The following is a 23,082-nucleotide window of genomic DNA, read 5'->3' on the forward strand; positions in this document are numbered from 1 at the left end:
GCTATTTACCAAGCACATAAAGGATAGCCAATCCCCCTACTGCTAGAGCAATAATCAAACTTTTATTTAGCTTACTTAACCAAGGAGAAACAGTAGCGTTTTCTTCTGAGTCGCTTACTCGTGGTTGAGGCTGTTCAACAGTTGGTCGTGCTGGCAGCTCGCTGTCGGCAAGCTGTTTTATAGTCATGACAACTTGCTCGCCAGTAACGGCATCGCCATTAGCAATCGTTATATTCTCAATAATGCCATTACAGTCTGCCATCACTTCTAACACGACTTTGTCTGTTTCAACATCAAATAACACATCGTCTACGTAGGCTAATTTACCTTCATTAACATAAAGGTTAGTAATTTTTGCTGTTGATACCGAGTCAGGTAAAGTCGGTATTTTAACTTCTCTATTCATAATCCCTCCTTGGATGTACTAACCCTCAAAACTAAAAAACTGACGACTGACGACTGACGACTGACGACTGACGGCTAAACTATTAACCAAACGCTACATTAGCAAACACGGCGGTCATTAATATTGGGCACACAAAACGGATATACTGAGCAAACCAAAACTTAAAACCACTGCTTGCTTGGTGCAGTTGGTTACCACGGCGCCATAACCAACCTACCGTAACAAAGTAAAATAGCCCCATTAATGGTAATTGATACTGGGTAAGTACCATGATCACTAAGCCAAATAACCAATCAAAATTAAAGATGATTAATGAAGAGGCAGCCAGTACGGTGAGACTCACAATAAAGGTCGCTGACTTGCGTTCTACTTGGTGATTTTCAACTAAAAATGCAACGGGGATTTCGGTCGATGAAATGGTTGAGGTTAATGATGCTATCGACATCAAAACAAAAAACAGTAAGCCTACCACTAAGCCTATTTCACCCATGGTATTAAATAGCTCTGGTAAAATTGCAAAAATAAGTTGGCCTTCACCAATGAGTTTACCGTCACTAAAAACTTGTACACCGTTGTGTTGCGCCACATAAATAGCAGGAATAATCAACAAACCTGCTAAAAATGCCACGCCAGTATCAAGCAATGCCACCGAAGCGGTTAAGCGCGGTAAGTTAGCATCGGGTTGTAAATACGAGCCGTAAATCATCATACAGCCGACACCGAGCGACAATGAAAAGAATGCCTGCCCCATGGCCGCTATAATTAAGTTTGGGTCAAATATATGGCTAAAATTAGGCACTAAGTAAGCTGCAAACCCTTCACTTGCGCCATCGAGGGTGGCAATGTAGGCAATTAAACCCACTAATAAAACTAACAACATTGGCATCAAACGACGAGACCAAGTTTCAATGCCCGATTTAACCCCTTTTAAAATAATGCTGGCAGTCAAGATGAGCATCAGCGGCGTAAATACAAAATTTCGCGCCATTGAATCTGTTTGTAAAAAATTACTTATATCTGTAAAACCGAAAAAGGTAGTTATGGGTTCCAATGCATAGGCCAGCATCCACCCTGCTACAATCGAGTAAAAACTTAGCATCACTATAGCGCCTGCTAGGCCTAAATAGCCCGCAGCCGCACCCACTTTGGGTGCTTGATCTTGCCACGCGTTTTTCAGCGCTTTAACCGGATTCGCTTGTGCTTGGTGCCCTAAATACAGCTCGGTGTATAAAGCAGGCACAGCCAAAAGAAATATAACAATAAAATAAACCAGTAAGAACGCACCACCACCGTGATTCGCCGCTTGTGTAGGAAAGCCCCAAATATTACCTAAACCAACCGCAGCACCAGAAGCCGCTAAAACAAAACCAAGGCGGCTTTGAAAACCATCACGCAATTGTGCCATACATCTACTATCTGTTATTATTTTTCATTATTGTGAATTAAACCATATTTCACAGCGACTGAGTAATAAATTTGTCAATGCTGGCACAGACCATTAGTAAATGCGCACTTTATACCCAGCTTTTATATTTTCACTGCTAGCCACCTGGACTTTATGCTTAACCAATACTTTGATCAGTACCTGACTGTAAACCCATTTAATGCCTCTGAGATTAATGCACAAAGCCTTTTATTGTTGAACGCAGAGTCTATTAACTTTGCTGATTTCGCATTAGATAATTTACTCAGCCCATTTGAGCAAGCTGTTATTGAACGTAGAAAAAGCAGTAAAGCAAAACAAGAGTATCTCGCCACACGTTTACTGCTTAAATTTTTAGTTAAACACTGTTTTACTGAATTTGCCGATACACCCGCTCATCACATTAGCTCTGAATTTGATGAGCAAAGCAGCAAACTTTTATTGCACATCAAAAATACCAATACCGTTTTGAGTAGTTGTTTATCTCATTCAAACGGTTTTGTTGGTGCGGCGCTCAATATTGAGCGGGTCGAGTTTGGATTTGATATTGAGAAGGTAAGCTTAAAACGCCCGTTTGCAAAACTAGCTAAGCATTTTTATCATCAACAAGAAGTCGACTTAATAACCCAAACCGAGCAATGTGCTGCCCAGCGTTTTTTTAGGATTTGGACCTTAAAAGAAGCACTCGCCAAAGCGACTAGCCGCCCTATTGCTCAACTTCTCAGTCCACATGTTTTCACCGAGCTCGCAACGGCTAATTTAAATGCTAAAAGCACAATATTTGAAGGCTTTGACATATCTATCGTGAATAAAAAAAGCACTGACTGGCAGTGCTTTTATATCACTGACTTACAGCAATTAAGCAGCGCTTTCGAACTCAAGTAAACGGCTATGGATAGCTTGAACAACTAAATCTGATTCAGCTTGTTCAACTAAAAAGCATAAATTGTGTTTGCTCGCACCGTGGCAAATTAAACGAATGTTAAAGTCGCTAAGCACATTCATTAAGTTTACTTCTTGTTGGCGCAGCTGAATTTCAGAGCCAATGAGCGCCACCAGCGTTAGGTTATTTTCAACCGATACATGGCAAAATTCAGCAAGTTTATCTAAACAATCTTGATCAAGCTCAGGGCGAGACGCATTCGGTGCATTATCAAGTGTAATTGCCACACTGATTTCAGAGGTTGTCACTAAATCAACTGAGATATTAAACTCACTCAATATAGTAAATACGCGCGCTAAGAAACCACTGGCTAAAAGCATTTCAGGGCTTTTTAGGGTTAACAAAATTTGGTTTTTACGTTGCGTAACAGCACGAATACCTGGCACTTGAGATTTTTCACGTTCGATCCACGTACCACCACGCTCAGGCTCTCGGCTTGAACCTACAAACACACTAATGTGGCTTCTACTGGCTGGTAAAATTGTTGCTGGGTGCAATACCTTTGCGCCAAAGGTGGCCATTTCTGCCGCTTCATCAAAGCTTAAACGGGCAATCGGTGTGGCTTTTACGCACAAACGCGGATCGGTGCTAAAAATACCCACAACGTCTGTCCAAATATGTACACTTTTCGCGTTGACAGCCTCTGCTAATAACGCTGCGCTGTAATCTGAACCACCACGGCCAAGGGTAGTTGTTTGCCCATGGGCATCACTACCAATAAAACCTTGAGTAACAACAACATGTTCTTTTAGTAATGGAATTAAATGCGCTTTTGCCGCCATTGCAGTTGCTTCTACATCTGGCGTTGCTTTTGAGAATTGGCTATCAGTTTTTAATACTTGGCGTACATCAAAACGCACCGCATCTAAACCATTTAGGCGTAATACTTGGGTAAATAAATACGACGATAAACGCTCACCAAAGCTTAATAATTCATCGTGTTGTTGCTTAGATTTAAGCGTTTCACTGGCAAGCGATTTAAACGCTTTAATTGTTTCAGTAAAACCATGCGCTAAATCAGCATCAAGCGACAGTTCATTTAAAATGGCGTCTTGAATAGCAATCACACCATTAATGTGTTCGCTACGCTCTTGGGCAGTTAAGTCTTTTTTGCATAAAGCAACGAGGTGATTTGTTACACCTGCGCTGGCACTCACAGCCACAACGCGCACTGTGTTATCAGCTACAATAATTTCACTACAACGGCTCATAGCGTCAAAATTAGCTACGCTTGTACCACCAAATTTAGCGACAACGTAATCTGATTTTGCATTGCTTAATTGTTGCGTGTTATTTGTAACTACTTGGGTATTCATGTCGTCTCCTGTTGTGGCATTAACCACGATAATACAAGAAGAACTTGGCAAGGGGGTGCTTGATAAGAAAAGTCCACTGCCAGAAGCTCTCCACCTAAATTGGTGACAGTTTTGAGGATTCAGCCCCATAAACCGAAAAACCACTGTGACGTCAGTTGTTCTTCTCGGCGAGTATTTCCCTCCTTAATGATCAAAAGCAAACGTCGCTTCACATTAAGTACCTAAATATCGCACCTCTTCTGAATGTTAGATTAACTACTTTAAATTAGTGGCTAAAATAACAAAGCCCGCTATAAAGCGGGCTTTGAAAGTTATCGTTTAGACGTCTAGCTGTCAAGTTGTTTTATTAAATCTCGTACGATTAAATAAAACTCCCGGCAACATAAGAGCCAACATAACCTACCGTATAAGCAATTAATAAATAAACCGACATACGTAAATAGCTCATAAAGGTCAGCGCTTTTACTTTACTCATGGCAATAATACCCGCGGCCGAACCTATAATAAGCATAGACCCACCCACACCTGTGGCATAGGTAAACGACAGCCACTGCTGCGGGCTCATTATGATATCGGCTTTTAACAATGCAGCTGTTAGCGGCACGTTATCAACCGCAGCTGATAGAATACCCATGAGGTAATTTGCATATTGCGCAGGCATTAGCTCATATAAGTTAGTGAACTTACTAAGCATACCCACTTCTTTTAATGCACCAACGAGTAACAGCACACCAACAAAAAATAGCAAAGTGTCGTATTCTATTTCGCGAATGTAATCGATGATTTTTTTGTTTACGTCTTTTTTGCGCATTAAAAACTGTGCAGTTAAAAACATCAGTGACAAACCAAACAAAAAGGTCAACAACGGCGGTACATGGTAAAGCACGCTAAGCGTTAATGTAGCCATAATGGTTGATAAGAAAATAACCGCGATAGTGATATCGGTTTTTTCAATGCGACGCTCTTCTTGTTTGGTAAACTCAACAGCACCATTTAAGCCAAACGACAGCATAATTGCCAACAGTGCAACACTTGAAAGTGCTGGCACAATAAGCAATAGCAAGTTTGCTATGCTGACTTTACCATCGAGGAAAATCATCAAGGTCGTTACATCACCGGTTATGAGTGACACCCCACCAGAGTTCACACTAAAAACAATTAACGTAGCGTATTTAATGAGCTTTTTCGGATCGAGTTTTAACGACATCACGACTGCAAGTGAGATAAGCGTAGCGGTAATGTTGTCTGATATCGACGAAAATAAGAAGGAAAAGCCACCAATTAAAAACATCAGCTTACGTTCGCTAATGGCACTTGGCATCACTCTGTGCACAATATTTTGGATAAAACCTTTGGAGTTCAAATAGGCAACAAAAGTCATTGCAGCCATTAAAAACAACCATAGTGTGGCAATCTCTAAAATATTGTGATCAAGTTGATGTTGTATATTTTCGGGGCTTTGCCCGTTAAGCGGCGAGATAAATAAGATAATCCAGCATAAAGTGCCAAAGAAAAGCGTAGTTTTGGCCTTGTTTACATGGATAATATCCTCTATAACGATGAGCACGAATGCCAGCGTTATCAGGGTTAGGATAATTGACGTTACCATGGTATTTGAACAACCTTTAGAAAAATGTAAAAATTGCATTCTTGATGTCACTTATGTGACACGGCGCGCAGTCTAGCACCAAAGGCTTTGTAAAACTATTGCCAATTACCTATTTTATTACTAATCGCTGATACAGCCCAAAAAGAGATTTACTGGAGCGTTATGATCCCAGCTAAAAAGTTACTAAATACCCTAACCGAGCACTGGGGAATGCTAGAACTATTATTTAAACGATTTAAAATGGCTGATTTTAGCTTAAAAGACGTACAAAATGCGATCAAACAAAAACAACCAACTTGGTCAAACGAGCGTATTTACAAAGAAACCAACCGACTTTTAAATCAAGATATTATTATTCCATTAGCAAAATCGTCTCAGCTTGAGATTAACCGTGCTATTGCTGATTTTGCGACCTTTTTATTGCAAGAAGAACATTTGGGGCTTGCGCAAGAAATCAGTGTTTTAGTTGAAGATTTAGCACGCTTAGGCAACCGCTTAGCCAATGCTGGTGAAATTGAAGACTACGATGAATTACGCCGCTTTAGTCGCATTATGGATGACCGGGTACGTAAAATAATGAAGCTGTTTGCTCATAACGAAAACGCGATTTTAAATATTGTGGAGCAAGCAAAAGCGAATAACGCGGTGCAATCGTTGCAAAAACGCTACAAAGCAGTCATTGAAGCCTTTGACGAATACATCGAACCCATGCTCGAAATGGTTGATATTCGTGGTGACTTTCATGCTTGTTTTAGCACCATTGAAGAGCAGATAAGTACGCAAATAGTGCATATAGAGCGCTCCGGTAAAGCGTACCAAGATAAACGTATGCTTGAACAATTGCGTACGCGTATTTTAGAAATGCACCTTGTTGGACGCGAGAGCTTACGTAAAAGTGCCGATATGCTTATGCCTCTGCGCGAAGAGCTGCGTCGTAATAATATGATCACCCGCCAAGCAGCGAAAGTACTTGGCTTAATTCGTAAAAATGGCGTAGACAACATGCTAAGCAGTGTGCAACCGCATTTTGTTTCTGACGCACAACGTTTTTCACTGGGTCAACAACGCCACATGGTGGCTTATATGGCTGGCTTAGTGGAGTTTGAACACAGTGAATATGAATTGCCTGACCAACAAGATGTGCCAGCATATGTGACACCGAATATTCCAGATTATAACAATGTTAAAACCAGCTTTAAAAAGCGTTTTAATGCTAAACGTAAAAAGCCAGAGCCTCTATTAACTTTTCTTGGAGAAAGTTACCCAGAACTCGAAGCCGACGAAATGCTGTTTTTATATCAAAAACTCGTTAGCGATACTGATATTGAAATCAGTCAAAGCGATGAAAAAATGCGGGTTAAAATCGCCGGACAACACTTTTCACTCTTTCCATTTAATACAAAGCCTGTTGATCCCAAGCATAACCAAACAGGGAATGAGTAACCTCTATGACACAAATTAATTTACATGAATTAACCCACCTACAAGCCATCAATAAAAAACTGGTAACGGGTTATCACATTAGTGAACAAGACACCTTAATGTGGCAAGAGCTTGATCAACACATTGAGCAATACAGCGCGCTATTTAGTTCACTCGGCCATGACTTACAACACGATAGCCGCGGCTTTTATTATTTTGCCAGCGACGAAAGCACGCCAAACATGGGCAAAATCTCCCGTGCCATTGCACTCACTGTTTACATATTAATTGAACACTACGCTAATACGGGTAAAGACCCGATGCGTGCACTATTTGATGAAGTAAACGATTTAGAGTTGATGCAAACCTTAGTGCAAATGAACAAACACTTGTTTGATCAGCTCGAGATTTTTTCAGGCTCAGATTTACGTAAAGATGTGTACTTACGTATGATTCGCTTAGGCCTAGCTCGTGAAGTTGAAGGTGGCTTTATGTTGCAAGCCCCTGTTTATCGTTATATCGATGCATTAATGGAAGTTAACGAAGAAACCTACCTAGGTGAGGACGAATAATGAAAAATCTTTACGGCCTCAGTAAACTGGCGCTTTTAAACACCGCAGGTTATGCCAAGTGTGTTATCCCGCTTGATAAAAGTAGCTCCATTTGTGCCCCTAATAACACGGGTAAAAGCTCAGTAATCAATGCCCTGCAATTTCCACTGATCAACGATTTGCGCCTTACCGAATGGGATGGCCATGATTTAGATGAAACCCGTAAGTTTTATTTTTCATCTGATCAATCTTACATTTTACTCGAAGCAAACTTACCGCAAGGCCCTGTGGTCATCGGTGTTGCGGGTCTTGGGAAAATTGCCGGTTACGCCCATCAGTTTTTTTGTTATCAAGGCAAGCTGGAGCTTGAGCAATACACTCAAGGTAAAACCATCATTAAGTTCACTAAGCTGTTTAATCACTTAAAAGAGCAAGGTTTTAACCCTATTGAACTTAAAGCACAAGAACTAAACGCCCTGCTTACAGGTGGAGCAACACCATTTGATGGCGACATTAACTTAAAAATGATCCCACTGAACAATGTGCAAGATTCAGCAATTTATAAAGAGATATTCCGCCGGATCTTAAACTTACATAAGCTCGGCGCTGCAGATGTTAAACGCTTTATGCTGCGGGTGTTTGAGCGTCATATGTCTAACTCAAAAGTCGATTTTTATGAAGTATGGCGTCGCTCATTTGATAAAGTGAATCGGGCTAAGCGAGAGTTAAAAGCCCTTGAATCAATGCAAGAGCCAATCAGTGCACTTGAGTCAATGCTTGAAAATCAAACCGTGCTTAAAGGGAAATTGGCTGCATATGCACCAAAGATTGACCAAGCATTAGTAGATTTTGATACGTACCAAGAGGCACAATTGAGCGAGCTTAATGTTGCCCTTGAGGACATTGAGCACGAAAAACACGAGTTTGAGCAAAAGCAGCAGCTCTATGTGCAGCAATCGCGTGATATAGAACGTAAGCAGACCCAAATTGAACAATGGTTTTTAGACTTTAATGCATTAAAAGCTGAGTTTGAACTGGTTAATATGGCAACGCTAAAAGTGAGCCTTAGTCAGTTAAAACAGGATTACGAGTCGCTGTCACATTCAATAAATAGTGCACAAGGGCAAAGTTTACATACGCTTGATTACCGTATCAGCGAAACCCAAAAACAAATTAAAAGTTTAAAACTGCAACTTAAAAACCTTGAATTTAATTTGTTCACCCGAATGCGTGAGGATTTATCGCTTAAAGAAGTGGAAGAAATTTCACGTATATTAAACCCTGATATCCTCTCGTTTGCGACCACCAGCAGTGGCGATATTGATATTAGCGATGAAGATGTCTTTGGCGAATTTTTAGCGCAATTATCTGATAACGTAAAAGGCGGCGTACTTACCCTACCCGGCGCGACCATTAAATTGAAAAAGCTCTCTGTTGTGCAAATGCAAACAGGTGAGAATAAAGAGCAACTTACAGCACAGCTAAGCGCCCTTGAAAATTCATTAAAAGAATTTAAACAGCAGCGTGAAGTAGCGGCTAATGTGGCTGATAAGCAAAAAGAAAAAGATGCCTTATATGATGAGTTAATGAGCCTTGAGAGCGCACTAAAACGCTTTGAGCAATATGAGGTAATGTTGCAGTCAATTGACGCTCAAGCCATGCTAAAAGAGCAGTTAGTCGCCGAGCGCGATCAGGTTGATGACTACTTACAAGATATTCAAAAAAATAGCGGTTCAATTGCAGACAGACGCTCGATTATTAAATCTAAAAAGGAGCTGATATCACGCCAAGCTGATCGCCTGCGCCAAGTTAAATCTGAGCGAATCGACCATACCCTTGATTTATACAGTGGTAAAGTCACCCCTTATATGATTGATATTCAAATCGACTTTGATAACTTGAGCGATTTAGTGCATCACTTTAATAAAGACTGCCAAGAGCTGCGTAATTTTGATATCAACGTTCGAAATACCTATCTGCACATTTATAATGCAGGCATTACTAAGTTTGATAACGAAAACGATGAGTTTACTAAATACCAAAAATTGATTAGTGCATTTCATAATATTGATAACGAACGTGATGCAGTTGAGCGCCAAGCTCGTGTTGCACTGACCGAAGTTGCGGCAACCATTAAAGGCTTGCGTGAAGACTTAGACCGCTTGCGCCGTGAAATGAATAGCTTTAATAAAGGCATAAGTCAGCACCGTATATCAAACCTACAAGCGTTTAAAATTAACGTAATACCGCGCAAAATGTTGGTTGATAGTATTGATACGATCATCAGCACTTCCAATCAGTTTGAGCAAGGCGACACCCTTGATTTATTAAGCCAAGAACCTTACAGCGAAAGCGCAGTGAACGAGGCAAAAGATCACTTGATTCAACTGGCTTCTGATAAAGCAGGTTTAACCCTAACCGACTTATTTGATATTCGCTTTGAAGTGGTTAATCGTGCCGGTGAGACTGAACACTTTGATAAAATTGATTCAGCAGGCTCAAACGGTACTCGTATAACCATTAAACTATTATGCGGCATGCTGTTTATTCGTTATTTATTAAGCGACCAAGAACAAAACCTTTACCGTATACCTATTTATATCGATGAAGCGGCCGATATTGATCCGCAAAACCAAAAGGCAATTATTGAAACCGCCTTAAGCTTTGGCTTCGTGCCAATTTTTGCTTCAGTTAAACCACAAGTAAGCTGCGACTACATAGTGCCTATTCGCTCAGTAAAAGATGGTGCGCAAAACTGGGTAGACGAAAAAGATTGGATTGAAGTAGAGCATGAATAAGACCAGAGCGACATTTCTATAAATTAATATTTCATTCAGTCAAGGACGACTAAACTGATTAGTACGTATCGTTTATACAAATTACAGGCAAAAATAACATTTCCTTGAATTCATTCTATGTTATGTTATCCAACGAATAGTCATTAAATTTGCCAGGAGCAAACTCCATGAAAAATATATTAATTGCAGCTGCTGTATTACTACTTGCAGCCTGTGCAAAAACCCCTGATATTGATTACGACAAATCTGTGGACTTTGGTAACTACAAAACGTTTGCTTGGTTTCCACAAGCGACTTTGGCTAACGCTGATAATTATCAAATCAGCCCATTGATGGAAAAACGTGTGCGTGAAGCGGTAAATACACAATTACAAGCACACGGTATGACACCTGCCGACGAAGCCTCAGCAGATGTATTAATTAACTATCATGCCTCTGTTGATACTAAAGTTGATGTTGATACATTTAAGGTAGGTTATGGCGCACGTTGGAATTACTGGGGTATGGGTTATAACACACAAACAACAACCCATGAATATGATGTAGGTACTTTAGTTATTGATGTTGTTGATCGTGCCTCTAATCAGCTTGTTTGGCGCGGTGCTCGTGAAGGTCGCTTACAGAAAAAACAAACGCCTGAACAGCGTAACAAAGCTGTTCAACAAGCTGTTGCGACTATTCTAAGTGGTTTTCCACCAGAAAAGCTTGCACAATAAACTGCTATAATTAATTTTTAAAAAGCTCACTTTTTAGTGGGCTTTTTTGTATCTGAACAAATTTAATCCATTTTATACTTATACAAAAGATCATGCGGTATATGGCAGTAATCATCGGGGAAGTTAGTTAAGCGGTCTTGATGCTCGGGATCGCTTGCAACGTAGTTTATTAATGGTTGCACTTCTACTACGACTTTAGCGGCATCATCACGTTGGTTGATATAATCTTGCGCTATGGTTAGGTGTGTTTGCTGTTTACTATAGATGGCTGTGCGGTACTTCGGACCAATATCATCGCCTTGCTTGTTAATACTGTAAGGGTCGATAATTTCAAAAAAGTATTCTATTAAACTGTTGAGCTCAACTTTAGCGGCATCAAAAACCACTCTCACACATTCAGCATAGCCGTCATATTCACCAATTGTATTATTACTAGTGCCATTCGCACGCCCAGCTTCTGTACCCACGACACCAGGTAAATGCTTAATAAACTCTTGCACTCCCCACAAGCAGCCGCCAGCAAAATAAACGGTTTCTAAATTGGTGTTATGTAATGTGTTCATATATTAAACCTATGTGAATAGACATGAATGATTATCAAATGCAATTTTCTCTCAATCAGATACAATAGCGCCCTATTTATGACGCCCATTCACTACGTAATAAAACTAGAATGGCGAGTAATCAAACAAATATAAAAAGCACAAAGAGATTTTAACGTGATCAAAACTGTACACCTAGCAATTCCTGCCGTGTTATGTAGTTTTTCAACACTGACATTGGCCTCAGATAATACAAATAATACCGATGATATTGAACAAATAACAGTGCGTGCCTCTGCCACAGCAAACCAACTCCCTGTGGGTACATTTGATGCTCCAGTGTCTAATTTAGAATATGATCCACGGGTTGATTTACAATCACGTAATATGGCTGAGGCACAAGCCGATGTCACAATACGTGGCGGCATTTTTGAAAATACTGGTTTTAGTGTTGGTAGCGTCACTTTATTCGACCCACAATCGGGTCACTACTTTGCTGAAATCCCTATTGCCCCACAAATGCTTAGTGGTGCTAAAATTTTTACTGGGGTTGATAATGCGTTCAATGGCATGAATAGCTCAGTAGGAACGGTTGCTTTTGGGTGGACACCAATCAATACTGGCGGCAGTGCCTCTTTAGGCGTTGGTAATAACGACTTTAATCTACAAAGTGTCAATGCAGGCATTAGTACTCCTCTTCAAGGGATGAACGATTGGCAGTTAGGCTTTCAAGGTGAATATTCGCACTCACAAAGTGACGGAACAATAGAGTATGGCGATCATGACTTTAGTCGCGCCTCAGGACGAGTACAATTAACTGGCCCGCAATCACAAACTGATATTTTTTATGGCTCACAGCAAAAGTTTTTTGGCTGGCCAAATATGTACACCCCTTTTGGGGTAAATGAAACCGAAGACTTAGACACTGAACTGTTTTTGGTTAATCATCAGCAAAACTATGCCGCTGATAGCTCATTTGAAGTATCGGCTTATTATCGTAAGAATAACGATCATTATATATATTCTCGTGAAAACCCTAGCGCCTTTGAGGCTTTTCATGAGACCGAAGTTAAATCGATTGGTTTTTCAGGACGCCATGCTCAAAATCAATCCTTTGCTTTAAACTACTCGGCTCAATTTATTGAAGACTCAATAGAATCAACCACCCTTGAAAATAACTTTACCTCGCGTAATTATTATAAGCTAAGTGTATTACCTGAATACCAAACAGCCATTGCCAACAATCAGTTACTAACCGTTCGTTTAGGTGCTACCTATGATGATACCAATAGAGATGACTCTGAGCTTTCGTTAATGGGTGATATAAACTGGAACACAGTAAATAGTGATGGAACAGAGCGCACTATTTATCTATCGTTTGCGCAAGCAAGCCAAGTGGCAGGCTATACGGCGATTGGCGGCAGTGAATCAGGCGGCTTATTTAGAAGTAATTATAATTTAGAGCGCGAAACCACGCAAAATTTAGAGTTTGGTTTGTTACTTGAACAGCAAACTTGGCAATTAAATTCTGCTTTGTTTTATCGACAAGATGACAACTTAACAGACTGGACTTACAGCTTTGACTCTGTGTATGCCCGTGCTGCAAACCCGGTAGATATTGATACGTCTGGCATCGAACTTTTAGCAACTAAACAATTCGATACTGTTGAATTGATTACAAGTTATACTTACCTGCATAAATCAGAGACATATGGTGCAGAAGAAATTGATGCCAGTTTTTATGCACTTAACTTTCCAGATCATCGTATAACACTCGGCGCAGTGTGGACACCTACTGACATGTTAGAGTTTCGTGTTGATAATGAATGGCGTAAGCAGCATGAAAATGCATTACGCAGTGGCGATGACTCAGCGCTTTTTACCCACTTAACCTTAAAAGTCACACCAACAGGGTTTGATAATTTATTTATCACGCTTGCTGCTGATAATTTATGGGGTGAATCGTTTGAAGAAATCCCTGGTACACCAGGTCGCGGTGAACAATATACTTTAAGTGCGACTTATAGTTGGTAAGATAAAAAAGATATGTCAAAAGCCGCGTTCGGAACGCGGCTTTTTTATAACTACACAACAGTAAAAGCCTAGGTCATTTGCTCTAATTCGGTTATTAATTGTAACGCTTGGGCATTAGTCGTACCGCACACATCAATAGTCGCACTAAAGTCGCTGCACACTTTTGGTCGGCTTTCATCACCAAAAAGTTTACACAAGTTATTGTTATCTAATTGAATACAACGTTCACCAGCTTTTTTCCCCTGAGGCATTCCTGGGATTGGAGAGCTTATACTCGGCGCTATACAACACGCCCCGCAGCCTAACCTGCACGTCATTGATTGTGTATTCATTTTTACCCCTAGATTACCTATTACCGACACTTTGTTACTTATGTAATGCTTTGTTACATCTTCATACGACTTGTAAATACTTTATTTATTATGCTTATCATGTCACCCAATTATGAGGAAAGCCTTGTGGCTACTAAAAAACAAATAATTCTACCTATTGCCGTACTGGTTGGCGGCATCGCCTTGGCAGCTGGTTTCTCATCAATGAAACAGCCACCAGAAGAAAAACCAGAACAAGATACTCGCCCTTTAGTCTCCGCTGATGTAGTTCACCTTGATGCCATCACCCTTGATGTAAAATCGTATGGTGTAGTTAAAGCAAAAGACCATACACAGTTAGTTGCTCAAGTTGCAGGACAAGTCGTGTATGTCTCTGAGCAATTTGTTCAAGGTGGATTTGTTAAGCAAGGCGACATTCTAGCACGAATTGACCCAAATGATTATGAAGCTGCACTCATTGAAGCGCAAGCAGGCTTAGCGCAAGCAAGTTCAGCGCTTGAAATTGAACGAGCGCAAGCCCATGTTGCACAAGCTGAGTGGGATCGTATTAAAGATGATTCAAACGAACTGATCCCTTCTAACCTCTATTTACGCAAGCCTCAGCTGGCTGAAAAGCTGGCTCGCTATCACGCAGCACAAGCAAGTGAAAAACGCGCCAGCCGTAATTTAGAACGCACCTATATTAAAGCCCCGTATGATGCCATTATTTCAGCGCGGGATATAAGCCTTGGCAGTGTAGTCAGCCTTGGTAGTAAATTTGGTGAACTAAGCTCAACATCTATTGCTGAAATCCGCTTGCCTGTTGCCGACAAAGAACTGCAATACTTAACAAATGGCGGGATCGGTGCAACAGTAACGATTAATGCCGAGTTTGCAGGTAAACCTACCACTTGGCAGGCTAGCGTTGTGCGCAGTGAAGGCGTGATTGATCAAACAAGCCGCATGAGCTATTTAGTCGCGCAAGTTAAAACACCGTATGCCAGCAAACAACCGCTTCGCTTTGGCTCGTATATAAATGCCACCATTTCAGGGCGCTCATTAGATAATGCCATTGTAGTACCACATCATTTAGTAAAAGATAATAAAATTGCAGTACTCAACGATGACCTAACGCTCTCGTTTAAAACACTCAATATTGTGCGTGAACAAAACGGTATGATAATAGCCGATGCCGGCTTAAATGAAGGCCAGCAATTAATTACTTCTGCACTGGAATTTCCAACCGAAGGCATGCAAGTCAAACTTAACGATAGCCCTGCTCCTTCAGGCGCAACGCAGCTTGCGTTAAAAGAGGAGTAAGCCATGACCATTCATAGTGAAAAAGGGCTAATAGCCTGGTTTGCCCGCAACCCTGTTGCAGCCAATTTAATGATGATTTTTATCTTAGTTGGCGGCATCTTAACTGCGTTTTCAATTCGCAAACAGATGTTTCCACAATTTGAAAACAACTGGATCAGTGTACAAGCTGTCTACCCTGGGGCTGCGCCTCAAGAGGTAGAAGAAGGTATCACAATCAAGGTCGAAGAAGCGATTGAAGGGCTCGAAGGCTTAAAGCGTAAAATTACCTATTCTAACCGAGGCTATTCTCAAGCATGGATTGAAATAGACGAGAAATACGATACTAAAGAAGTACTCGACGAAATTAAAATGCAGGTTGATTCAATCAATACTTTTCCTGCAGACATGGAACGCCCTATTGTTCGCCATGACAAATTTGAACAAGAAGTGATGATACTCGCGCTGTATGGTGACATGAGTAACTACCAGCTAAAAGAGCTTGGCAATAATATTAAAGATGAGCTACAAGCGTTACCGCAAATAAACCTTGTTGAGTTTAATGGTGGTTTAAATTACGAAATTGGTATTGAAGTCAGCCCAGATAAACTACGCGAATACGGACTAACTTTTAGAGATATTTCAAATGCTGTGCGTGCCTTTTCAGCGAATATGTCAGCAGGACAAATCCGTTCTGACAATGGCTATATTTCTATGCGTGTAGAAAAACAAGCCTATCGTGGCAACGAGTTTGAAAAACTGCCACTAATACTTCTCCCTGATGGTGCCCAGATTTTTTTAGGGGATGTTGCAACAATTAATGATGCCTTTGAAGAAGGCTTACAATATTCAAAATATAACGGTAAAAACTCCCTCTCCTTTGAAGTTAATGCATCAAAAGATCAAGACATCACAAAAGTAGCTAAAGTATTAAAGCAGTACCTAGCCGATAAAAAAGATCAGCTGCCTGCTGGTGTAAAACTCTCACCTATTGTTGATTTAACTTACTACCTTGAAGGTCGCTTAGATATGATGATCGACAACATGGTGTGGGGTGGCATTTTAGTGATGGTTGTTTTAGCTTTGTTTTTACCACTACGCTTAGCGTTTTGGGTGATGATGGGCTTACCTGTATCCTTCCTAGGTGCTTTTTTAATGATGCCAATGGGCTTTTTAGACGTCACGATCAATTTGGCATCACTGTTTGCATTTATTTTAGTACTAGGGATAGTGGTAGATGATGCCATTGTTGTTGGTGAGTCAGCTAGCGCTGAAATTGAAAAACACGGCCACTCACTCGATAACGTTGTTCGCGGCGTAAAGCGTGTCGCTATGCCGGCCACTTTTGGTGTATTAACAACAATTGCCGCGTTTTTACCGCAAACGTTAGCAACAGGTCCTGGCGCTGCATTTTCTAAAGCCATCGGTGGTGTAATTATTTTATGCTTAATTTTTTCTTTGATTGAATCAAAGTTAATCCTCCCAGCTCACTTAGCAGCAATGAAAGATCGTAAACCTAATCCTAAAAATCCATTACATCGCTTACGTAAGGTGATGGATGGTGGCTTAAAACGGTTTGTCGATAACTATTACACGCCGTTTATTGCACGTTGTATTCACTATCGTTATACCGTCATCATTGGTTTTGTGTGTGTGCTTATTGTTAGTGGCGGTATGTTTGCCGGTGGCTTAGTCAAATTTGTAGCTAACCCGAAAATCCCTCATGATTTTCCTCGAATTTCAGTAGAAATGAACTTAGCTTCTTCCGAGCAAGCAACATTAGAAACTGCTAAAAAAATAGAAGACGTTATCTTAAAAGTTGATCAACAACTGAAAGAACAATATGGCACAGCGATGGTACGTGATTTATCAGTAAGTCTTCGCGGTCGTACAAATGCCAGTTTGATGGCTGTGCTTATTGAGCCTGATTTACGCCCTATTGATACCTTTGCACTAAGCGCACTTTGGCGCGAGCAGATGCCACCTCTTCCAGGTGTTAAAACACTCACAATTGAAGACAGCATTATGAATGGCGGCCGTGACGATGGTGATATTAGCTTCCGCCTTGAAGGTAAAGATGCAAAGCAGCTTAAAGCAGTAGCAGCTCAACTAAAACAAAAGTTAAACAGCATGGAAGGTGTTGGTGATGTGAATGACTCAATGCAAAGTGCTACTGACGAAGTTCAACTTGACTTAAAACCACTGGCTTACAGCATGGGCCTAACTCTTGCTGATGTTGCATCACAAGTAAGCTTTAGTTACTACGGCTTAGAAGCGCAACGTATATTACGTGATGGCGAAGAAGTCAAAGTGATGATCCGCTACCCTCAAGAAGCGCGTAATTCAATTAGCGATATACAAAGCGTACGTATCATTACACCGAGTGGTGTTGAGGTTCCGCTCACTGAAGTCGCCACTGTCAGCCTAGTAGATGGTGTTAACCGGATACGCCGCGAAAATTCAAAACGTACGGTCAACGTATGGGCCGCAATCAATACGGATAAAGTTGAGCCGTTCGCGATTGCACAAGAGATTCGTGATGAATACTTACCTGCCTTACTGAAAAACTACCCTGGTGTGCAAAGTAGTGTTGCAGGACGAATTCAAGAAGAAATGGACAGTGTTGCAGAACAAGTACGTGATTTTGCTCTGTCTATGATGATTATATTTGCATTATTAGCAATACCGCTTCGCTCATATTCACAACCCTTTATTATTATGTCTGTGATCCCATTTGGTGTCATTGGTGCCATGTTTGGTCACATGATTTTAGGCATGACTATGAGTGGCCTATCAATCTTCGGTATTATCGCTGTTGCAGGTGTTGTGGTGAATGATTCACTTGTTATGGTTGATTTTGTTAATAAAGCACGCGCAGAAGGCGTCGCAATAAAAGACGCCGTTATGCAAGCGGGTGCACGCCGTTTTAGAGCAATCTTACTGACCTCTATCACCACCTTTATCGGTGTACTGCCTATTATTATGGAAACTAGCTTACAAGCTAAAATAGTTATCCCAATGGCGGTATCACTGGCCTTTGGTGTGCTATTTGCCACTGTTATCACGTTAATTTTAATTCCATGTCAATATGTTGCACTAGAAGATATGAAGCGAGTGATACGTAAATTACGTGGTAAAGAAGCACTGATAGATGGTGCGCCAATTAATAACCAGGAAGATACGAAAGTCAGTCATTCAGCGTTATAAAATTTGTTATCCCAACCATCAAGCCCGAGCTGTTTACAACTCGGGCTTTTTATTGCAAAAAATAAAAAACAAACAAACTGAACACATAAGTGCAACACGAAATGAGTTTACTTTTCATACTAACCACGCTAATAATTGATTTTAAAACAAACAATAATAATTAAGGGAAATTATGAGTCACAAAACTAGAGTCTGGCTAACTCAGTTATTAGCTATGAGTTTATTTTTTATATCTACAATAAGCTTAGCCGCTAATAAAGCCACAGAAATTGACTCTTTCATACAAGGCTTTCATGAGTTAAAACAATTCAATGGTAACGTGTTAGTGGCTAAACACGGCGAAGTTATTTTCGAAAAAAGCTATGGTTACGCAAACTTTGAATGGGATATTAAGAATACATCACAGACCAAGTTTCGAATAGGCTCGATTACAAAGCAATTTACAGCCCTAATCATTCTGCAATTGGTTCAACAAAACAAAATACAGCTCGATGCACCATTAAGCACTTACCTACCCGACTACCGTAAAGATATTGGCGATAAAATTACCATACGCCAAATCCTTAACCATACTTCAGGCCTAAGTAATTATACTCATGCAAAAGCATTTAGAGATGATTACAGTCGTAACCCTTACAGCGTTGATGAGTTTATAACGCTGTTATGCAGTGATGATTTATTATTTGAGCCCGGTACACAATTTCGCTACAGCAATTCAGGCTATTTTATTTTAGGTGCCGTGATTGAAAAGGTCACTCAACAAGCATACCAAGACGTACTACAGCAGAACATTTTTACCCCGCTGAATATGCATAACACCGGTTATGATTCTCATGAAATGCTGCTCAAACAACGTGCATCTGGTTATAACAATAACTTAGACGGTTACACTAATGCCGATTATCTAGATATGTCTATTCCCTATGCTGCAGGCTCACTCTACTCAACCGCACGTGATTTAGTTAAGTGGGATCAAGCACTTTATGCAAATAAGCTAATAAATAAAGAGCTAAAAAAACAAATGTATGCAATTTCTAAACAACGTAATTACGCACTTGGCTGGGAAGTTAATCAACTCGATGCTGATAAATATGGCAAACCACTAACACAAGTGCAACATGGCGGTGGTATCGAGGGGTTTAATGCCTTTATTAGTCGTATAGTGGAGGATCAACTACTCATCGTGATTTTAAATAACACCGGCGGGGCTCCACTTACACCTATGACGAAAGGCCTGACTAATATTGTTTATAGTAAATCTTACGAGGTAGCAACCGAAAATGTTGATAGCATGCTGTTTCAGGCAATAAAAAGTGGTGGCATTAGTGAGTTAAATAAGAAATACGCAGAATTGGTCTCTAGTGGCGATACTCCTCGCGAGCGCTCAATTAATTATTTTGGCTATGAACTACTCGAAATGAAGATGATTAAAGAAGCCATTGCTGTATTTAAACTCAATGTGCAAACACATCCAGACTCTGCGAATGCTCACGACAGTTTAGCTGAAGCATATTTAGCTGATGGTAACATTGCAAAGTCACTTGAGTTTTATCAACAAACTTTAAAGCTCGACCCTACGAGTGATAATGCATCCCAGGCAATAAAAACACTCAGCAGCAAACTTTAAATCAACATGCACTTGGCTGAAAAAACATCATTCAAGTGCACTTTTTGCTAAAACACCTTTATCAACTAACTGTTGCAACAAACGAGTAGCTTTTTCTCTGCACGCATCTCTTAGCAATCTCACTGCAGGCGTAATGGATTGGCGGCTTGGGCAGATTAACCAAAGTTCGCCACAGGTGTGTTGATAACCGGGCATCAGCGTGATCACGCGATCATTTAGTAAATCATCAGCAATATCCAATGCCGACTTTACTGCAAGCCCTTTGCCAGCAACGCACCAACGACGCACTAAATCCCCATCATTGGAGGCACGTATTCCATTCATTTTAACTTTGAATTTAGTATCACCATCAGTAAATTCCCACACGTTGTTGATAATATCTTGCAACTGATAAAACAGCCCTTGGTGCTGGTTTAAATCATCTGGGTGCTGTGGATTGCCATGTTGTTGTACGTAGTCTTTTGTAGCGCACAGTAAACGTGGAACATTGCAGATTTTAAATCCATACACGTTTGCGTCACTCGGTGAGCCATATCGAAGTGCAATATCGACAGAGTCGCGGTAAAAATCAATATTACTGTCGCTTATATGTGCGCGTAAGCTTACCTTGGGGTACTTATCCATAATTTCATCAATCCATGGAATGACTATATTGCGACCCAAATCAGACGATAGCGCGACTCTCAGCTCACCTTCAATTTCATCGTGTTCACCCTTTAAGTTTTGCCGTGCGTTTTCAAGTACAACTAAAGCTTGCTCACATTGCGGTATATATCGCTCTCCTGCTGCTGAGAGTCTTAGGTGACGGGTTGTGCGCACAAACAGGTCAACGCCTAATGCTGCTTCTACACGTTTGATAGCAGCACTTGCTGTGGCGGTTCGCATATCAAGTTTTGCCGCTGCTAAAGTAATACTTTTAAATTCAGCGACTTTCAATATTAGTTTTAAATCATCTAACTGCATATTATCTATTTTATTTTGATAATGATTCAATAATTATGCTGTTTATCAAAAACAAAGCAAGGGCTATTATCCGTTTCATACGATTACAATGATTTAAGCAGGAATTCATTATGACACACCCTATTATTACAGATTTAGAAGCACGTTATACGGCTAAAAAATACGATGCAACAAAGCGTGTATCAGCACAAGACTTAGCAGTACTAATTGAAGCAATGCGCCTTTCGCCGTCTTCAATTAATTCACAGCCGTGGAAGTTTATTGTGATTGAATCTGACGAAGCAAAAGAACGTATGCACAATACGTTTGCTAATAAGTTTCAATTCAATCAGCCGCACATTAAAACAGCTTCGCATACGATTCTATTTGCCTACAATCCACAGTACACTCGCGAAGATTATGCACACGTCATTGATACCGATATAGAAAATGGACGCACACCAGCTGAAAATCGTGAACAAGCATTTGGCGCTTACGCATTTGTAGATTTAAATACGGATGAAGGCGGTAACAATGCTACTTGGACCAAAGCACAAACCTATATTGCTTTAGGCAACACTATGCACGCAGCAGCACGCTTAGGTATTGATTCAACCCCAATGGAAGGTGTTGATGCACAGCTTATCGGTGAAGAGTTTAAACAAGAGCTTGGTGGTTATATTTGCGATGTAGCCTTAGTCATTGGCTACCATGATAACGCTGAAGACTACAACGCTAAACTGCCCAAGTCACGCTTAGCACAAGAGCATATTATCAATATTTTATAAATTCAGAAGGCTCATGGGCAAGCATGAGCCTTACTCACCTTATTTTAATGAAGTTGTTACACTCACTTCACTGGCTAAGCCTTTATTAATTTTTGCTGTCAATGTGCAAAATGCGCCATTAACTAAACTCATATTAGGTGCAACATGGCCTATATCGGCATCAATAATTACTGGAAAAATACACTTTCCAAGAGCAAACTCAATTGCATCGTAATAATCAATACCTTGGTAAGGTGATTTAACTAATGCGCTTCTTCCTAGTATAATTCCATTAATGTCAGCAAAAACACCATTTAGCTTCAACGCCATTAAGCTGCGCGCAACCGCACTCGGTGACAACTCTGCATTTTCTAAATAAAGTACCAGCCCCTCTTGAGCAAACTCTTGTTTAAAGCTGTGTAAGTCTAAATAAGGTGTCGCAAGTAATACATTTAAAGTATCTAAACAACCGCCAAAGAGTCGCCCTGTTAATTCTATCTCACGCTTATCTTTGTAATTTAAACATCGCCATTGGCTAGGCTCTGTTAAGTTAAACAATGTATCGGGTTCGTTTGCGTAATCAATCGCCTTGCTTTGGTAAAACTTAGCAGGCTTTTGAATAAACTGATCCCCTTTAGTAAAGGTCAACACATCAAATACTTGCAAGCATGCACTATCAGTTTCGTCTGGGTGAAGCTGCATTAAATTTGCTGTGTGTAAAGTTGCCCAGCCACAACGTGCTGTTAGCATACACATAAAAGTGCTGATATCTGAAAAACCAACAACCCATTTCGGGCGACACTTTTTAAGTGCACTAAAGTCAATATATTGCAGTATTTCCATCGCTAACTCACCACCCCAAGGTGGCATAACTGCAGCGATAGTATCATCCTTTAAAAAGGCCATTAACTCATCTGCGCGGTCTTTGGCTGAATTGAGTTCTCTGAGGCACTGCCCTTCAATAACATCATAACCACGGGTTTTAAGCCCATGTAGAACTTTATCCAAACGTGGCTGAAATTCAGTATCTACACAGCTTGAGAATGCACAAATTGCAATTTTATCACCTTGTTCCAAAGGTGCAGGAAAAATAATTGGTTCCATAAAACTCCTTGGTAAACTTCTGCGCCACTAAAAATGTAAACTTAATGGAATGGTTTTTACAAGACTCT

Annotated in this window: 18 protein-coding genes and 1 riboswitch; of the genes, 10 read left to right on the forward strand and 8 right to left on the reverse strand. The window is 40.5% G+C overall.

The genetic code is table 11. From position 1 onward, the window contains the following. Nucleotide 1 precedes the first annotated feature (1 nt). Both AAEU30_RS04180 and AAEU30_RS04185 read right to left on the reverse strand, forming a co-directional pair. Nucleotides 2-406: a biotin/lipoyl-containing protein gene (locus AAEU30_RS04180; RefSeq protein WP_421959444.1), complete on the reverse strand. Its 405-nt coding sequence runs from the start codon at nucleotides 404-406 to the stop codon at nucleotides 2-4. A gap of 82 nt (nucleotides 407-488) precedes the next feature. Further along, entirely contained in the window at nucleotides 489-1,811 is a 1,323-nt protein-coding gene (locus AAEU30_RS04185) for a sodium-dependent transporter (protein ID WP_421959445.1), read from the reverse strand. A 153-nt stretch (nucleotides 1,812-1,964) separates the two neighbouring features. Here AAEU30_RS04185 and AAEU30_RS04190 point away from each other — a divergent pair, with 153 nt between their 5' ends. Next, complete coding sequence (locus AAEU30_RS04190) at nucleotides 1,965-2,714, forward strand: 4'-phosphopantetheinyl transferase family protein (RefSeq protein WP_421959446.1); 750 nt, start codon at nucleotides 1,965-1,967, stop codon at nucleotides 2,712-2,714. Here the strand turns inward: AAEU30_RS04190 and lysC are convergent. Then, entirely contained in the window at nucleotides 2,688-4,088 is a 1,401-nt protein-coding gene (gene lysC / locus AAEU30_RS04195; protein WP_421959447.1) for a lysine-sensitive aspartokinase 3, read from the reverse strand. The genes AAEU30_RS04190 and lysC overlap by 27 nt on opposite strands. 75 nt (nucleotides 4,089-4,163) lie before the next feature. Then, nucleotides 4,164-4,335: riboswitch (Lysine riboswitch) on the reverse strand. Between the two features lie 114 nt (nucleotides 4,336-4,449). Continuing rightward, on the reverse strand, nucleotides 4,450-5,697 hold the full coding sequence (gene nhaD / locus AAEU30_RS04200; RefSeq protein WP_421959596.1) for a sodium:proton antiporter NhaD: 1,248 nt from the start codon (nucleotides 5,695-5,697) through the stop codon (nucleotides 4,450-4,452). 162 nt (nucleotides 5,698-5,859) lie between these two features. Here nhaD and AAEU30_RS04205 point away from each other — a divergent pair, with 162 nt between their 5' ends. The 4 genes from AAEU30_RS04205 to AAEU30_RS04220 all read left to right on the forward strand — a co-directional run bounded on the left by AAEU30_RS04205 (nucleotide 5,860) and on the right by AAEU30_RS04220 (nucleotide 11,184). Further along, nucleotides 5,860-7,140, forward strand: a complete 1,281-nt coding sequence (locus AAEU30_RS04205; RefSeq protein WP_290208656.1) for an MksB family condensin complex protein — start codon at nucleotides 5,860-5,862, stop codon at nucleotides 7,138-7,140. A gap of 5 nt (nucleotides 7,141-7,145) precedes the next feature. Then, complete coding sequence (locus AAEU30_RS04210) at nucleotides 7,146-7,691, forward strand: condensin complex protein MksE (protein ID WP_087531640.1); 546 nt, start codon at nucleotides 7,146-7,148, stop codon at nucleotides 7,689-7,691. After that, nucleotides 7,691-10,468 (forward strand): Mks condensin complex protein MksF, encoded by a 2,778-nt coding sequence (locus AAEU30_RS04215; RefSeq protein ID WP_421959448.1) that lies wholly within the window; start codon nucleotides 7,691-7,693, stop codon nucleotides 10,466-10,468. Before AAEU30_RS04210 ends, AAEU30_RS04215 begins: the two co-directional genes overlap by 1 nt. 167 nt (nucleotides 10,469-10,635) lie before the next feature. After that, nucleotides 10,636-11,184, forward strand: coding sequence for a DUF4136 domain-containing protein (locus tag AAEU30_RS04220; protein WP_290208661.1), 549 nt, complete (start codon nucleotides 10,636-10,638; stop codon nucleotides 11,182-11,184). 62 nt (nucleotides 11,185-11,246) lie between these two features. Here the strand turns inward: AAEU30_RS04220 and AAEU30_RS04225 are convergent, their stop codons facing one another. Next, a complete protein-coding gene (locus AAEU30_RS04225) occupies nucleotides 11,247-11,747 on the reverse strand; it encodes a peptide-methionine (S)-S-oxide reductase (RefSeq protein ID WP_421959449.1) in 501 nt (166 codons plus the stop codon). 156 nt (nucleotides 11,748-11,903) lie between these two features. On the opposite strand from AAEU30_RS04225, the gene AAEU30_RS04230 reads away from it, so the two are divergent. Continuing rightward, complete coding sequence (locus AAEU30_RS04230; protein ID WP_421959450.1) at nucleotides 11,904-13,760, forward strand: TonB-dependent receptor plug domain-containing protein; 1,857 nt, start codon at nucleotides 11,904-11,906, stop codon at nucleotides 13,758-13,760. Nucleotides 13,761-13,828: 68 nt separating this feature from the next. Here the strand turns inward: AAEU30_RS04230 and AAEU30_RS04235 are convergent, their stop codons facing one another. Further along, the gene (locus AAEU30_RS04235; protein ID WP_421959451.1) at nucleotides 13,829-14,092 is read right to left on the reverse strand and encodes a YkgJ family cysteine cluster protein; all 264 of its coding nucleotides are present in this window, start codon (nucleotides 14,090-14,092) and stop codon (nucleotides 13,829-13,831) included. A 126-nt stretch (nucleotides 14,093-14,218) separates the two neighbouring features. Here AAEU30_RS04235 and AAEU30_RS04240 point away from each other — a divergent pair, with 126 nt between their 5' ends. The 3 genes from AAEU30_RS04240 (at nucleotide 14,219) to AAEU30_RS04250 (ending at nucleotide 20,201) form a co-directional block, all read left to right on the forward strand. Next, nucleotides 14,219-15,391 carry an efflux RND transporter periplasmic adaptor subunit gene (locus AAEU30_RS04240; RefSeq protein WP_421959452.1) on the forward strand — a complete coding sequence of 391 codons (1,173 nt, stop codon included), beginning with the start codon at nucleotides 14,219-14,221 and terminating at the stop codon, nucleotides 15,389-15,391. A gap of 3 nt (nucleotides 15,392-15,394) precedes the next feature. Beyond that, nucleotides 15,395-18,574, forward strand: a complete 3,180-nt coding sequence (locus AAEU30_RS04245) for an efflux RND transporter permease subunit (protein WP_421959453.1) — start codon at nucleotides 15,395-15,397, stop codon at nucleotides 18,572-18,574. Between the two features lie 172 nt (nucleotides 18,575-18,746). Continuing rightward, complete coding sequence (locus tag AAEU30_RS04250; RefSeq protein ID WP_421959454.1) at nucleotides 18,747-20,201, forward strand: serine hydrolase; 1,455 nt, start codon at nucleotides 18,747-18,749, stop codon at nucleotides 20,199-20,201. A gap of 27 nt (nucleotides 20,202-20,228) precedes the next feature. Here AAEU30_RS04250 and AAEU30_RS04255 read toward each other — a convergent pair whose 3' ends face one another. Then, nucleotides 20,229-21,164: a LysR family transcriptional regulator gene (locus AAEU30_RS04255; RefSeq protein WP_421959455.1), complete on the reverse strand. Its 936-nt coding sequence runs from the start codon at nucleotides 21,162-21,164 to the stop codon at nucleotides 20,229-20,231. Nucleotides 21,165-21,274: 110 nt separating this feature from the next. Here AAEU30_RS04255 and AAEU30_RS04260 point away from each other — a divergent pair, with 110 nt between their 5' ends. Next, nucleotides 21,275-21,931 (forward strand): nitroreductase family protein, encoded by a 657-nt coding sequence (locus AAEU30_RS04260; protein WP_421959456.1) that lies wholly within the window; start codon nucleotides 21,275-21,277, stop codon nucleotides 21,929-21,931. 39 nt (nucleotides 21,932-21,970) lie between these two features. On the opposite strand, the gene AAEU30_RS04265 is transcribed toward AAEU30_RS04260, so the two are convergent. Then, complete coding sequence (locus tag AAEU30_RS04265) at nucleotides 21,971-23,014, reverse strand: S66 family peptidase (RefSeq protein ID WP_421959457.1); 1,044 nt, start codon at nucleotides 23,012-23,014, stop codon at nucleotides 21,971-21,973. Nucleotides 23,015-23,082 lie beyond the last annotated feature (68 nt).

The sequence above is a fragment of the Pseudoalteromonas mucoides genome (assembly GCF_049257175.1).
In the GTDB taxonomy this organism is placed as follows: Bacteria; Pseudomonadota; Gammaproteobacteria; order Enterobacterales; family Alteromonadaceae; genus Pseudoalteromonas.